At 66.4% G+C, this 13,911-nt stretch carries 12 protein-coding genes; 2 read left to right on the top strand and 10 right to left on the bottom strand.

The annotated features are described in order from the left end of the window. Positions 1–95 precede the first annotated feature (95 nt). On the top strand, positions 96–1,505 hold the full coding sequence (locus J6U32_RS26275) for a sensor histidine kinase (protein ID WP_208792844.1): 1,410 nt from the start codon (positions 96–98) through the stop codon (positions 1,503–1,505). Here J6U32_RS26275 and J6U32_RS26270 read toward each other — a convergent pair. The 8 genes from J6U32_RS26270 to J6U32_RS26235 form a co-directional block, all read right to left on the bottom strand. After that, on the bottom strand, positions 1,484–2,155 hold the full coding sequence (locus J6U32_RS26270) for a response regulator transcription factor (protein WP_208792843.1): 672 nt from the start codon (positions 2,153–2,155) through the stop codon (positions 1,484–1,486). The two genes, J6U32_RS26275 and J6U32_RS26270, sit on opposite strands and share 22 nt — an antisense overlap. Before the next feature lie 78 nt (positions 2,156–2,233). Beyond that, on the bottom strand, positions 2,234–3,316 hold the full coding sequence (locus J6U32_RS26265; protein ID WP_208792842.1) for a saccharopine dehydrogenase family protein: 1,083 nt from the start codon (positions 3,314–3,316) through the stop codon (positions 2,234–2,236). A 62-nt stretch (positions 3,317–3,378) separates the two neighbouring features. Continuing rightward, entirely contained in the window at positions 3,379–4,773 is a 1,395-nt protein-coding gene (locus tag J6U32_RS26260) for a plasmid pRiA4b ORF-3 family protein (protein WP_208792841.1), read from the bottom strand. 18 nt (positions 4,774–4,791) lie between these two features. Beyond that, on the bottom strand, positions 4,792–5,964 hold the full coding sequence (locus tag J6U32_RS26255) for an ABC transporter ATP-binding protein (RefSeq protein WP_208792840.1): 1,173 nt from the start codon (positions 5,962–5,964) through the stop codon (positions 4,792–4,794). Positions 5,965–5,968: 4 nt separating this feature from the next. Beyond that, a complete protein-coding gene (locus J6U32_RS26250; RefSeq protein WP_208792839.1) occupies positions 5,969–6,799 on the bottom strand; it encodes a carbohydrate ABC transporter permease in 831 nt (276 codons plus the stop codon). 6 nt (positions 6,800–6,805) lie between these two features. Continuing rightward, positions 6,806–7,717 (bottom strand): carbohydrate ABC transporter permease, encoded by a 912-nt coding sequence (locus J6U32_RS26245; protein ID WP_208792838.1) that lies wholly within the window; start codon positions 7,715–7,717, stop codon positions 6,806–6,808. Continuing rightward, positions 7,714–9,198, bottom strand: a complete 1,485-nt coding sequence (locus tag J6U32_RS26240) for an extracellular solute-binding protein (RefSeq protein WP_244332390.1) — start codon at positions 9,196–9,198, stop codon at positions 7,714–7,716. Before J6U32_RS26240 ends, J6U32_RS26245 begins: the two co-directional genes overlap by 4 nt. Positions 9,199–9,294: 96 nt before the next feature. Then, a complete protein-coding gene (locus J6U32_RS26235; protein WP_208792837.1) occupies positions 9,295–10,350 on the bottom strand; it encodes a LacI family DNA-binding transcriptional regulator in 1,056 nt (351 codons plus the stop codon). Positions 10,351–10,519: 169 nt separating this feature from the next. Here J6U32_RS26235 and J6U32_RS26230 point away from each other — a divergent pair, with 169 nt between their 5' ends. Beyond that, positions 10,520–12,181 (top strand): glycoside hydrolase family 13 protein, encoded by a 1,662-nt coding sequence (locus tag J6U32_RS26230; RefSeq protein ID WP_208792836.1) that lies wholly within the window; start codon positions 10,520–10,522, stop codon positions 12,179–12,181. Positions 12,182–12,194: 13 nt separating this feature from the next. Here J6U32_RS26230 and J6U32_RS26225 read toward each other — a convergent pair whose 3' ends face one another. Together J6U32_RS26225 and J6U32_RS26220 are read right to left on the bottom strand one after the other, a co-directional pair. Beyond that, positions 12,195–13,502, bottom strand: coding sequence for a cation:proton antiporter (locus J6U32_RS26225; RefSeq protein ID WP_208792835.1), 1,308 nt, complete (start codon positions 13,500–13,502; stop codon positions 12,195–12,197). Positions 13,503–13,569: 67 nt separating this feature from the next. Beyond that, positions 13,570–13,911: a DUF1801 domain-containing protein gene (locus J6U32_RS26220; protein ID WP_208792834.1), complete on the bottom strand. Its 342-nt coding sequence runs from the start codon at positions 13,909–13,911 to the stop codon at positions 13,570–13,572.

Genomic DNA, 13,911 nt, shown 5'->3' with positions numbered 1-13,911 from the left:
TTCGCGGCGCCGGACGCGGGACGGACCGAGCAGTGAAGAGATCCCGAGCAGTGAAGAGATCTTTGTCGTCACCAATCGCCCGATGGGGTGTACGAGTGCAGTCGACGGTGATCGCGGCGATCGTGGTGGCCGTGGCTCTCGGGATCGGCGGCGCGGTGACGCTGTACATGTTGCACCGCGCGAACACCGACGCGATGTATCGATCCACCGCCCGGCAGGCCTACCAGATCGCCGCCGCCATCACCCACGGCGGACCCACCGCCGTCGACTCCGACGATCTCGCCCCCGGCGCCGGCGTGGATGTGATGCAGGTGCTCGACGAGCAGGGCGCGGTCGTGGTGGCCTCACCGGGGGCGCCGACCGGCGCGGTGACACTCGCCGGATACCAGTCGGCCGGGGCGGGCACCGTACCGGCCGACGACTCGCCGGTCTACGCCGACGACGTCTACATCCCCGGATTCCATGGCGAGTACTGCGCGACCGCCGTGACGGCCAGGTATGCCGGACAACGTTATTCGGTCATCGCGCTCGACCGCGCGAGCGGCATTCGCAGCAGTGAATGGACGATGGCCTCGATCATGGCCGTCGAACTGCCGATGGTCGTGATCCTCGGCGCCGGGGCCGTCTACCTCCTCGTCGGCCGATCCCTGCGGCCGGTGTCACGAATCTCCCGGCGGGTCAATGAGATCAGTGCGAGCCGTCTCGGCCAACGCGTACCGGTACCCGAGGCGCACGACGAGATCCGAGCGCTGGCGGTGACGATGAACGGGATGCTGCGTCGACTGGAGTCCAGCCACGACGCACAACTGCGCTTCGTCGGTGATGCCTCCCACGAACTGCGCAGCCCACTGACCACCGTCGTCGGACTCCTCGACCTCGCCGACGATTCCCACACCGCGATCGACGCGGAAACGGTTCGGGCCGTGCTGCTTCCCGAGGCGCGACGAATGCAACACATCGTCGACGACCTGTTGCTGCTGGCCCGCGCCGACGAACGCGGACTGCCACTGCAGCGGACCGAGGTCGACCTCGATGACATCGTCGGCGCCGAGATCACTCGGCTCAGATCGTCGAACACCGTTGTGGTGGAGCCGCATCTGACACCCGTTCGGGTGGCCGGTGACCGGGAGATGATCGCGCGCGCCGTCCGCAACCTCACCGACAACGCCGCCCGATACGCCCGCTCCCGGGTGTCGCTATCGTTGCGCGCCGACGGTGACGACGCGGTGATCACCGTCGGCGATGACGGTCCGGGCATCCCGGAAGAGCAGCGCGAGCGCATCTTCGACAGGTTCGCCCGAGTCGACGCCGACCGGCGTCAGGGATCCGGTGCCGGGCTCGGCCTGGCCATCGTGCGGGAGATCGTCCGGGCCCACGACGGCAGCGTCGCGGTGGCCGAGAGAACCGGTGGCGGTGTCGAATTCGTTGTACGACTACCGATGACGGCACACGACGGTCTGTCGCCGGAAGACCGAGACCCTGCTCAGTCCTCCCGCAGCCGGTAGCCGGCCCCGCGTACGGTCTCGATGGAGGACACCCCGAACGGCTGGTCGATACGGCGGCGGAGGTAGCCGATGTACACCTCGATGATGTTCTCGTCTCCGGTGTAGTTCTCGTCCCAGACCGATTGCAGGATGGAATGTTTGGACACGACGGTACCCTTGTGGCGCATCAGGTGTTCCAGTACCGAGTATTCGCGCGGTGTCAGCGTGATGACCTGCCCGGAGCGGGAAACCACCCGCTGGGCCGGGTCGAGACTGAGCGTTCCGGCGGTGAGCACGGCGGGGCGCTCCCGGCCACCGCGCCGCACCACGGCCCGCAGATGTGCGTTGAGCACCACCACCGAGAAGGGTTTGACCAGGTAGTCGTCGGCCCCGTAATCGAGGGCCTCGGCCTGGTCGTACTCGCCGTCCTTGGCCGAGAGCATCACCACCGGCGTCCAGACCTCACGCCGCCGCAACTCGCGGACCACCTCGAAACCGTTGAGACCGGGCAGGATGATGTCGAGCACGATCGCATCGAATTCCTCGGCGCTCGCCTGGGCCAGGGCGTCCAGACCGTCGCCGCTGACCGTGACGTTCCATCCGGAGGTGGCCAGTACCCGGCGAACGGTTTCGGCGACATTTGCGTCGTCGTCGACGACCAGCACCCGCACGCGGTCTCCACTTCGGTGTTCGACAGGCCCCGGCCCGAGGTCGACTCTACTACCGCTCGTCTGCCCGGACGTCGGTCCCTACTGGGCCGTCAATCCCGCTTCGGCTGCGCCCGCAGTGAGTTCTTCGAGGCCGAAGCCATCGACGGGGCCGAGTGCGCCGACGGCGCGCAAAGCGCCGGACAGTGCCTGATCTGCGCCCCAGGCGAGGATCGAGGCGGTGTAGGTGTAGGGATCGACACCGGTGAGCGTCGTCGACGCCAGCACCGCGCCGTTGGCGTCGAGCGCCTCTGCGACGATCCACGACGACGTGCTCGCCCGTTGCTCCGCGGTCGGTCCGCCCGTCGATCCCTTCACGGCCCGGGAGAGGACGGCGTCGCCAAGGGCCTTGAGCGGAGCGATCTGCGCGGCGATCGAGGTGACCCGGGTACCGATCTGCAGGGCGCGTGCCGCGGCCGGCGGCGAGCTGAGGTAGACGTCGACGTCACGCAGGTCCGGATACGAATGGGGCAGGGCGAGATGCTCCGACGCCGGAATCGATGCCGCGGTGCGGGAGGCGCCATTGACGGTGAAGGTGTGCACGCGTTCTCCCAGACGTGCCGGACGAAGTCGCCCGTCGCGCAACGAGAATCCGGGCTCGAACATCATGCCGGCCATCGACGCCCGGGTGCCGCCGCTGGTGCCGGGATCGACGATGCCGTAACAGATTCGGACCCCCGTCGCCGCGGGGGTGTCGGCGAGGACCAGGCCGGCGGCGAGATTGCCGGGGGCATAATCGAATCCGAAGGCGCTGAGCAGCCCGATCTTCTTCTCGCGGGCCTCGGCGTCCCGATCGAACACGGCGCGGATGAAGGGCCCCTCGCCGGTGGAGTCGAGGTAGTGCGCACCGGCGTCGAGTGCGGCGTCGAGCGCGGGCCGCCCGTACCGCAGGAATGGGCCGACCGTGCTGATCAGCACATCACCCGATTCCAGCAGTGCGCGAACCGATGCCGGGTCGGTGACATCGGCGACGGCGGTGTCGGCACCGCCGATGTCGGTGGCCACCGAGGCCAAGGCGGACCGGTTGCGGGCGGCCAGTAGCGGCTCGACACCCCGCGCCCGAAGCGCGGCGGCTGTCAGCCTCCCGGTGTATCCCGTCGCCCCGAACAACACGATCTTCGACATCTGCGGCCCCCGCTCTCGACAAGTGTGCGGGTTCGACGCTACAGGGCGAGCCGAGTCGAGGGTCAACGGTGCGTGAGCAGGGCGGTTCGGGCGAGCGCCCGAACGGTGGGGGACAGTGTCGGAGGTGGGAGTTTGCTCCACTTCCACGGTCGTTCGACCCCCAGCAGCGCGAAGAAACGCCGTGTCGGGGAGTACGCGTCGCCCATGCTGTCCCGCGGATCGCCCGCACGCCAACCGAGAGCGGACATGGTGTGGGCGACCGGCCCCGCGCGGTCGACCACACCCCCGGCCACCAGGACGAGCTCCAGCACACCGTAGTCGTGGTCGGCGTCACTCTTGCCGAGCGGAAAGCGTTCGGCGACGGTGCGCCACAACAGGTTCGGGTCGGCGGCGCATCGTGAGCCGAGTTTCGTTGCCACATAGCGGCCCTTGAGTACACGCGCGAGGCCCATGTCGCGGGTGTACTCACGGAGCATCGTCACCTGGTAGTGGTCGACCTCCCGATTGGACTCACCGATGGTGCCGGGGATCAGGGACCGCAACTCACCCACCACCGACGGCGGCAGGTACCCGGACTTCGTCAGGGTGATGCCCGCCGCGGCGTGGCGGATCAGGACGCCCATGGCGTCGAGGAGTAACGCGGCGTCCGAGGGGATCTCGTCGATCGGCTCATCGAGCCGACAGTCGATCAGCGCACGGGAGAAGTCCGGGGACAGCGTCGGGGTCAGTCGGGTGGTGACGGTCGCAACCAGGGGGCTGACGTGCGCGACGACGCCGAAGACCCGGGTTGCTCGGGACTGGATGTCGAGGCGGTCGTTGACCGCGTCGACATCGAAGAGTTCGGGATCGACGGCGTCGGCGTGGCCTGCGAGCCAGTCGCGGTCGGGATGGTCGGGATCGGCGCGCACCGCCAGTAACAGCTCGTAACCCGTTGTGCCACCGCAATCCTCGGGCGGGCACGCGCGCTCCCCGGCCAGACATTCCGGCCGTCGGGCCGCGGCGGTGATCGCCTCCACCGTGAGTCGATGGTCCCAGCAGTCGCCGAAATCGTAGCGATAGAACAGTGTGTCGCCGACCCGGGTCAGCAGGGTTGCCAACGGCACCCCGGCCTCGTCACGCTCGTCCTCATCGGTCTCCCAGTCGGCGAAGGCGTATGTCGGCTTGTAACTGGTCAGCCCGCGAGCACGCGGATCATTGTCGCGAGTCCACTGGTGCAGATGGCGATCCTCCCAACCCATCACCGCCTGTACGACGAGATGCAGATCGTCGAGTGCGATGTTCGCCGGGACTCGGAATCGGCGCCAGATCGGCGGTTCGATGTCGTCGAGTTCGATGCGCAGCTCGACGCCGCCCCGCATGAGCTCGACGGTGGAGTCCCCGACCTCCCCGAGGGCGGCGGGGAGGTCGGGGAGATCGGGGACGGCATGAAGATGACGACCGGCGGCCGGAGTGGTCATGCCATCAGGGTAAGGGTGTCACCCACGCAGGCTGGTGCCGGTTTGTTGGTCGAAGATGGTGATTTTGGTGGGGTCGAAGTAGAGTTCGGCGGTGTTGCCGCGGCGGATGTGTGATTCGGGGGAGAGTCGGGCGATCATTTCGCCGCCGCCGAGGGTGGCGCCGGAGTCGGCGGATAGTTCGGCGAGTGCGTCATTCGCCGTGTGTTGGGAGTCGATGCGGAAGTAGGCGTAGTTGTCTGATCCCATGGATTCGAGGACGTCGATCCCGGCGGTGAATGTCATGCCGTGGGAGCGGGTGTCGGTGTCGATGAGGTGGGCGTCTTCGAGGTGTTCGGGGCGGATACCGACGAGGACCTCCCCGGTGCTGTTGACCCGGCCGGCGGCATCGGCGACGTGTTGCCGGTCGTGCAGGGTGATCGTGCCGATGGGGGTCGAGATGCCGTCGGCGCCGAGTCGTCCGGGTAAGAAGTTCATGGCCGGTGAGCCGATGAACCCGGCGACGAAGATGTTGGCGGGGTGGGTGTAGAGCTCTTGAGGAGACCCGATTTGTTGGACGTAGCCGGAGCGCATGACCACGACCCGGTCACCGAGGGTCATGGCTTCGGTTTGGTCGTGGGTGACATACACGGTGGTGGTACCCAACCGTTGTTGCAGCCGGGAGATCTCCGCGCGCATCTGCACCCGGAGTTTCGCATCCAGGTTCGACAGGGGTTCGTCCATCAGGAACGCTTTCGGCGAGCGCACGATCGCCCGGCCCATCGCGACGCGTTGGCGTTGCCCACCGGACAGATTCGCGGGTTTGCGATCGAGGTAGGGGCCCAGGTCGAGGATGCGGGCGGCGTCGTCGACCTTCGCGGCGATCTCGGCTTTCGACAGTTTCGCCAGGGTCAGGGGGAACGCGATGTTCTCCCGCACCGACATGTGCGGATACAGGGCGTAGGACTGGAACACCATGGCGATGTCACGGTCTTTGGGGGCGCGTTCGTTGACGCGTTGCCCGGCGATCCGTAGTTCCCCGCTGGTGATGTCCTCGAGCCCGGCGATCATGTTCAGGGTGGTTGATTTCCCGCAGCCGGACGGGCCGACGAGGATGATGAACTCGCCGTCGGCGATATCCACATTCACCTCGTGTACCGCGGTCGAGCCGTCGGGATAGGTTTTGCTGACGTGGTCCAAAACGATGTCTGCCATGGGTTTATCCCTTCACCGCGCCGGAGGTCAACCCGGCCACGATTCGACGTTGGAAGAACAACACGAAGATGATGATCGGAATGGTGATCACGACCGCGGCCGCGGCGATCGACCCGGTGGGTTCCTCGAACTGGGAACTCCCGGTGAAGTTCGCGATCGCGACCGGCGCGGTGATCGCCCGTTCGGTCGAGGTCAACGACAACGCCAGCAGCAGGTCGTTCCACGCGAAGATGAACACCAGGATCGCCGCGGTCACCACCCCCGGCGCCGCCAGCGGGGCGATCACCTTCCGGAACGCCTGGAACGGGGTCGCGCCATCCATTTTCGCGGCCTTCTCCAACTCCCACGGGATCTCCCGGAAGAACGCCGAGAGCGTGTAGATCGCCAACGGCAACGCGAAGGTGATGTAGGGCAGGATCAACCCCGGCCACGTGTCGAACAACCCCAGGGTGCGTTCGATGTTGAACAGTGGGGTGACCAGCGAGATCTGCGGGAACATCGCAATCAACAACGCTGCGCCGATCAGCAGGCGTTTACCCGGAAAGTCCAGCCGGGCCACCGCATAGGCGGCCATCGTACCCAACACCACCGCGATCACCGTGGTGATCAACCCGATACCGATCGAGTTGATCAACGCCGAGGTGAACGCGCTCGTGGAAAAGATCGACGAATAGTTGTCCCACGTCCATTCTTTCGGGATGAACGAGCCGTCGGTGACACTCGACGCGGGTTTGAATGACAAACTCACGATCCACAACAAGGGGATGATGGCATACAGGATCACCACCAGGTTGGCGATCGCCCACCACACTTTCGGTTTGGTACCGGTCTTCACCGCCCCTTACCTCCCCTCGTTGTCCGAGCCCGGTGCCGCAGTACCGAACCCCTTGATGAAGATGAACGCGATGATCGCCACACACACGAAGATCAGGATCGAGATCGCCGACCCCACACCCAGATTGAAACCCTTGAACAGATTGTCGTAGCCGAGCATCGACACCGAATAGGTGTTGTTCGACCCGGCGGTCAACACATAAATGTTGTCGAACACCCGGAACGCGTCCAACGTGCGGAACAACAACGCCACCAGGATCGCCGGTTTCATCAACGGCAAAATGATCCGCCACAACCGCGTCCACGCCCCCGCCCCATCCACCTGAGCGGCCTTCAACAAATCATCGGGCACCAACGCCAACCCCGCCAGCAACAACAACGCCATGAACGGGGTCGTCTTCCACACCTCGGCCAACACGATGATCGCCAACGACGGCCACTGCTGAGTCAACGGGGCACTCCCATCCGGCAACAAATTCGCCAGATACCCCGTCCCCGGCGTCCACGCGTAATACCAGGAGAACGCCGCCGCGACCGTCACAATCCCGTACGGAATCAACACCACCGTGCGAATCGTGCCCCGCCCGAACAACGTTCGATGCATCACCAACGCGATCGCCAACCCCAACACGAACTCGATCACCACCGACACCACCGTGATGCCCAACGTCACCCCGAACGCCGTCCACCAATACCCATCCGACAACACAGTCCCGTAATTGGCGAACCACACAAACTCACGCTTACCCGGCGCCGACAAACTCGCCTTGTTCAACGACAACCACACCGCATAAACAATCGGATACCCCGTCACCACCGCCATCATCACCACCGCAGGCAACACCAACCAGAACGCCAACCGACGCTCGGCCTTCTTACCCTCACTCCGCCTCGGAGCGGCTGCCGTGGTGGCGGTCATGGGACGAGCCCTTCTCCGCGCAGTGCGTTGTCGACGGCAGTGGCGAGGTCGTCGGCCTTGGCGGCCGGGTCCCAGGCGCCGACCGGGCTGAGCTTGGCGGTGATCAACGTCGAAATGGTCTGGTACTGAGGAGAAGCCGGTCGAGGGGACGAGTGTTGTGCGGTGAGCTGATCACGAATGATGTCGCCCATGGGGTAGACCTCCTTGAAGGCTGGGTCGTCGTAGACCGCCGACAGCGTCGGGGGATTGCCGCCGTCCACGGCGTAGGTGCGCTGCGAGGCGGCGTTGGTGAGACATTGCGCCGCAGTCCACGCGAGCTCTGGATGAGTCGAGGTGGATGCGACCGCGATGTTGGTGCCGCCGGGTGTGGTCCGGGCGGTTTCTGCCGAGATCACACCGGGGTACGGGGCGAATGCGAACTTCTTTGCCACGACGGCGGTCATCTCCGCGAGTTCGGCCGGCGAGGGGTCGGGTGCTCCCTCGGCCAATTGCGAGGCATACCTGGTCATCTCGGGGAGGAAGGGGACCGATCCGGCCGCGCTGTTGGACCGCATCGACGGATAGACGAACGGCCAGTTGAGCTCGAAGGCGGCCTTCCCCGATTCCATGCCGAGACGGTCGGAGGACTCGTCGGAGTTGGAGATGGACGGGTCGTGGCCGGGCGCGGTGGCGACCTGTTTGATGACGGTCAGCGCACGAATCGTCGCGCCCCGGTGTTCGGGTGTGTCGGTGAGGGTTTGGTGGGTCGGATTGGCGGGATCGAGGACGGCGCCGCCTGCACTGGCGAGGACCGAGTTGAACCAGACCATGAGTCCCTCGTACTGCTTGCCCTGCACCATGATCCAGCTCGGTCCGCCGGCGGCACGGATCTTCTCGGTGTCGGCCAGGATCTCGTCCCAGGTGGTCGGGGGTGTCGCGGAGCCCAGGTAGCGCTCCATCAGATCCGGCCGGTACCAGAGCAGTTGGGTGTTGGTCCACGCGGGGATCGCGTACAGCCGGGCCTCGGGGTCGGCGGCGGTCTTCCATAGTGCGGTGGCGAGGGGACCGGCGAGCGTGGTCTGCTCGATGGTCTGTGCGATGGAGTCGGGGACCGGACGGAGCCAGCCGGCGTTGGCGAATTCGGCGGTCCAGACCACGTCGAGGCTGAGTAGATCGAGCGACTTGTCTCCCCCGGCGAGTCTGCGCGCCATCTGCAGGCGCTGGTTGTCGGCGCTCTTGGGGAGGGTGACGACGTCGATGTGGTAGCGGCCGCCGGAGTCCTTGCTGCACGTGGCGGCAGCTTCCTTGGAGCTCGTGACCGAGTCGGCGTTGACGTAGTAGGAGATCGATGTGCCCGTCGAGTCGTCGCCCGACGATCCACTGCACCCGGCCGCGGACAGCGCCACTGCGAGGGTGAGCGCGGCAAGTGTCGTGCCGCGTCGTCGGCGCCCGCCGCGAGGGCGGATACCGGCCCGTGAGGGGGCGTCCTTGGTCTCGTTCACAAGTGATCTCCTGTGTGTCACATGTCACGCAAGCGTTTGCGCTAAGTACTATCGACGCAATCTCCCGTGGAGTCAAGGGGTGAGGCGAAATCGCTACTACGGGGTGTGCGGAGAGGTGACGCGCAGCCCGTCGGCGGGCGGCGGTGAGACGGCCGATCCGCGGACGACCAGTCGCGTGGGCAACAGGGTGCGCATCGGCACGGCGGTGGCGCCGGAGATCAGATCGGCGGTCAGACGTCCGGCGGTGCGCCCCTGCTCGATGACGGGTTGGGCGATGGTGGTGAGGTCGGCGGCCTCGGCGATCGGCTGATCATCCACGCCGATCAACGAGATCGACTGGGGCACCCGGATTCCGGCGCGACGAAGTACTCGCTGGGCGCCGATGGCCGGCTCGTCGCTGGTGCAGAAGATCGCGGTCGGGAGTTCGCTCGCGCCCAACAGGGACTCCATGGCGAGGGTGCCGCCGTCGATACCCGAGGTCTCCGAGACGATGAAGCGCGCCGGATCCTCGACGCCCGCCGAGGCGAGCTCGTCGAGAAATCCGCGTGCGCGGTCGTCGTCACTCTGCCAATGGATGCCGTCCGGATCGAGTCCGCGGATCATGCCGATCCGGCAATGACCCAGCCGCACCAGGTGACGGGCTGCCTGCCGGCCGACGAGCTCGTCGTCGATGCCCACATACGGATGCCGATCCACCCGTGTCGCGACGGTGACGACCGGGATGTGCATGTTGTCCAACCGATTCCACGCGATATCCGAGCTGGGAAAGGCCACGGCGATCACCGCGTCGACCTTGCGGCGCAGAGGCAGCTCGGCGGCGAAGGAGCGTCGTTGGTCGGCCGAGTCGAGGCAGTAGATGAGGCAGTCGAGACCCGCCGATCGCAGGGATTCCTCGATACCGGCCACGAGGCATCCGTAAAACCACAGATCCAGGCGGGGCAAAACGATTCCGACGCGGCCGGTGGCACCGCGTGCGAGTCCGGAAGCCTCGGGCGAGACCACGTAGCCGAGTTCGTCGGCGACCTTGCGAATACGGTCGCGGGTCTCCGCGGAAACGCCGGGTTCGCCTCGGAGAGCCCGAGATACGGTGGCGGTCGACACGCCCAGGTGTCGCGCCACATCGGCCATGTTCACCGACCACCCGCTGGCCATTCCACGACTGTACGCGTCGTCGTCGATGTCCTGATGAACGTGACGGCGGCGATGGGGCCGTGCGCGCGTGTTGACACCCGCTCGGGTGGTCCGCACACTCGACGCAAACGTTTACGTATAGGGGGGTGCGTCCACACCCCGGCCGCGACCGAACGAAAGGAACACGCACATGTCCGTGAGTTGTCAGTCGATCGGCGACGTCGAGGAGAGTGTCGGCGCACCATGGTGGGCCGACGCGGTGGTCTACCAGGTGTATCTGCGTTCGTTCGCCGACGGGAGCGGCGACGGCGTCGGTGACCTGGCCGGATTGCGGTCCAAACTGCCCTACCTCGCAGATCTCGGGGTCGACGCCCTGTGGATCAATCCGTGGTATCCGTCGCCGATGGCCGACGGCGGTTACGATGTCGCCGACTACCGTGCCATCCACCCCGACTTCGGTTCGCTCGCCGACGCCGAGACGCTGATCGACGAGGCACACCGCCTCGGTCTGCGCATTCTGGCCGACATCGTGCCCAACCACACGTCGTCGGCGCATACCTGGTTTCGGGCCGCGCTCGCCGGGGATGCGGCGGCGCGCGAGCGGTATGTGTTCCGGGACGGCCGAGGCGAAGACGGGTCGCTCGCTCCCAACGACTGGGTGAGTTGCTTCGGCGGGCCCGCCTGGACACGGCTGCCGGACGGCCAGTGGTATCTGCACCTGTTCGCCCCCGATCAGCCCGACCTCAATTGGGCCAACCCCGAGGTCGTCGCCGAATTCGAGGACGTCCTGCGGTTCTGGTTCGATCGTGGACTCGACGGATTCCGGATCGACGTGGCACACGGGCTGATGAAGCAGCCCGATCTCGCCGACGCCGGGCCGCGTATCGCCTCGAGCCAGCATGTGCAGGCCCATCCGGCGTGGGATCAGGACTCCGTGCACGAGGTCTACCGCGGATGGCGCACCATCGCCGACTCCTACGATCCGCCGAAGGTGTTCGTGGGTGAGATCTGGGTTCCCGACAATGACAGGCTCGTCCGATATCTGCGGCCCGACGAGTTGCACACCGCATTCCAGTTCGATTTCCTGCGCACGCCGTGGCGGGCCGACGCACTGCGCACGGTGATCGACGATGCTCGGGAGGCGGTGCGCGATGTCGGGGCGCCGCCGACGTGGGTGCTGTCCAATCACGACGTCACCCGGGTGGTGACGCGGTATGCGCGCCACCAGCCCCTGCATCCGGTGGAGGCCGACTGGGATCGTGGTCGATGGCCCTATCAGGCTCCCGACATCGACCTGGGTCGTCGTCGGGCCCGGGCGGCGGCGCTTCTCCAATTGGCGCTGCCCGGAACGGCATACATCTATCAGGGTGAGGAATGGGGACTCGACGAGGTCGAAGACCTCGACGGACGCGTGCGACAGGACCCGATGTGGGTGCAGTCGGACTTCACCGATCCCGGGCGGGACGGATGCCGCGTCCCGCTCCCGTGGGGCGCACAGGCGGGCGCCAACCTCGGATTCTCGCCCGACGGTGCGGTACCGGCCTGGCTTCCGCAACCGGAGTCATGGGCCGGGCTGACCCACGACGAGCAGGTCGACGATCCCGATTCCTTCCTCACGCTGTATCGTGCGGCTCTTCGGATTCGGCATCAACTGTGGTGCGGCGCCGAGGATCTGGTCTGGCTGGACAGTGGTGGCGACGCCGTCGCATTCCGCCGCGGCCCTCTCGAGTGCTGGGTCAACACCGGGACCCGAGCGTTGTCCCTGCCGAGTTGTGCGGCCGTCCTGCTCTCGAGTGCCGGGCTCGTCGACGGCAAACTCCCCGGTGATGCGGCGGCGTGGTTGCGGCACTGAGCCCGGGAGTGCGTCAGACCCGTCGCAGCGCCTCGCGGACGTGTTCTTCTTCGGTACTGGTGATGCGCGACATCGCGTACTTGAGCATCGGCGGTGCCATCACGGAGGTGACGATGGCGATCAGCACGATCACCGTGTAGACGCTGGCCGAGAACACCCCGATGCGTAATCCGGTCATCGCGATGACGATCTCCACGGCACCTCGGGTGTTCAGTCCCGATCCCAATGCCACCGATTCCCAACGGGTTTGCCGCACCAGGCGCGCGCCGATGTAGGCGCCGGCGAATTTGGACGTGACGGCGAGCACCAGCAGTACCGCGGCGGTGAGAGCGACCGTAGGATCGGCCAGCAGACGCAGGTCCACCCGCAGGCCGGCGGTCGCCAGGAAGATCGGCGCGAGCACGGTCATCGTGACCAGGCGCAGCGGCTCGATGAGGGCGGGTCGGCGCGGACCGATCACCACGCCGGCGAGGAAGGCGCCCAGGATCGCCTCGAGGTTCAGTGCCTGGGTGACGGCGGCACAGGCGATGACGAGGGTGGCGCAGACCGGGACGAGGTATCCCGTTGCCGCCTCGGTGTTCTCGAGCTTGTCCAGCAGCGGCCGGATGAGCGGTTTGAGGACGAACACCGCAACCCCGATCGCACCGACGGTCGCGATGAGTGCGGCGACGACGTTGCCGCTGCGCAACCCGACGGTCGCCATCGATGACGTCATCGACAGCAGTACCCAGGCGACCGCGTCGTTGGTGCTGCCGACGGCCAGGATCAACTGGCCGATGTTCCGGTGCAACAACCCCATCTCGGTGAGGATCTTCGCGATGACCGGGATGGCGCTGACCGACAGTGCCGTCCCGAGCAGCAACGCCAGCACCGTGGGGGAGACGTCGTCGGCGCGCATGCTCGCGGGGATGAGGAATCCGGCCCCGATGCCCGCGCCGAGTGGAACGACGAACGCGAACACCCCGACCGAGGTCACCACGCTGGTGCGGCGCCGCACGAATGCGAGGTCGAGTTCGGCGCCGGCCAATCCGACGAGCAGGATGACTCCGAGTTGACCGATGGCGTCTATCAGGTTCAGCCGGGCGGCATCGGTCGGAAAGAGGGTGTGCTGCAGCCATGGCCACGCCTGCCCGAGGATGGACGGACCCAGAATGACGCCGGCGAGGATCTCGCCGACCACCGCGGGCAGGCCGATGCGCCGGGCGAGCCAGCCCAGCGCGATCGCCGAGGCCAGCAGCACGGCGAGCGCGAGCAGCATCGTCATCAATGCGCCGGCACCGATGAACGGCACCGGGGCTGCTGCGGCCTCGATCACGACCATGCCTTCCCTCAGAATTAGCTAAGGCTACCCTGTGTAGAAAGGTCGGAGGAACACGGGTGGGGACGATCTACTTCCGGTTGTGGGCCACCGCCGCGCGGATCAGTTCGACGAACGCGTCGGCGTCGAGTTGATCGTTCTCCTTGATGTCGACGGCCCGGCGGGTGCCGGCGGTCAGGCTTGCGTTGAAGACCTGTCCCGGGTCGGGCAGCGAAGCCCCCTGCGCAAAGGTGACCTTGATCTTGTCCTTGTAGGTCTCCAGGGTGCAGATCAGTCCGTCGAGCGAGAATGTCGGTACGCCATCGGGATTGGAGGGCTTGCGCCACTTGATCTCTTCGCCGATGTCGGGGTCGGCCTGCAGGATCAGGGTGCGCACCTCGTCGGCGCGGGCTGCTCGCCAGTCGGTCGTCAT

The sequence above is a fragment of the Gordonia polyisoprenivorans genome (assembly GCF_017654315.1).
GTDB lineage: Bacteria > Actinomycetota > Actinomycetes > Mycobacteriales > Mycobacteriaceae > Gordonia > Gordonia polyisoprenivorans_A.
This window is presented reverse-complemented; position numbering and strand designations above follow the sequence as displayed.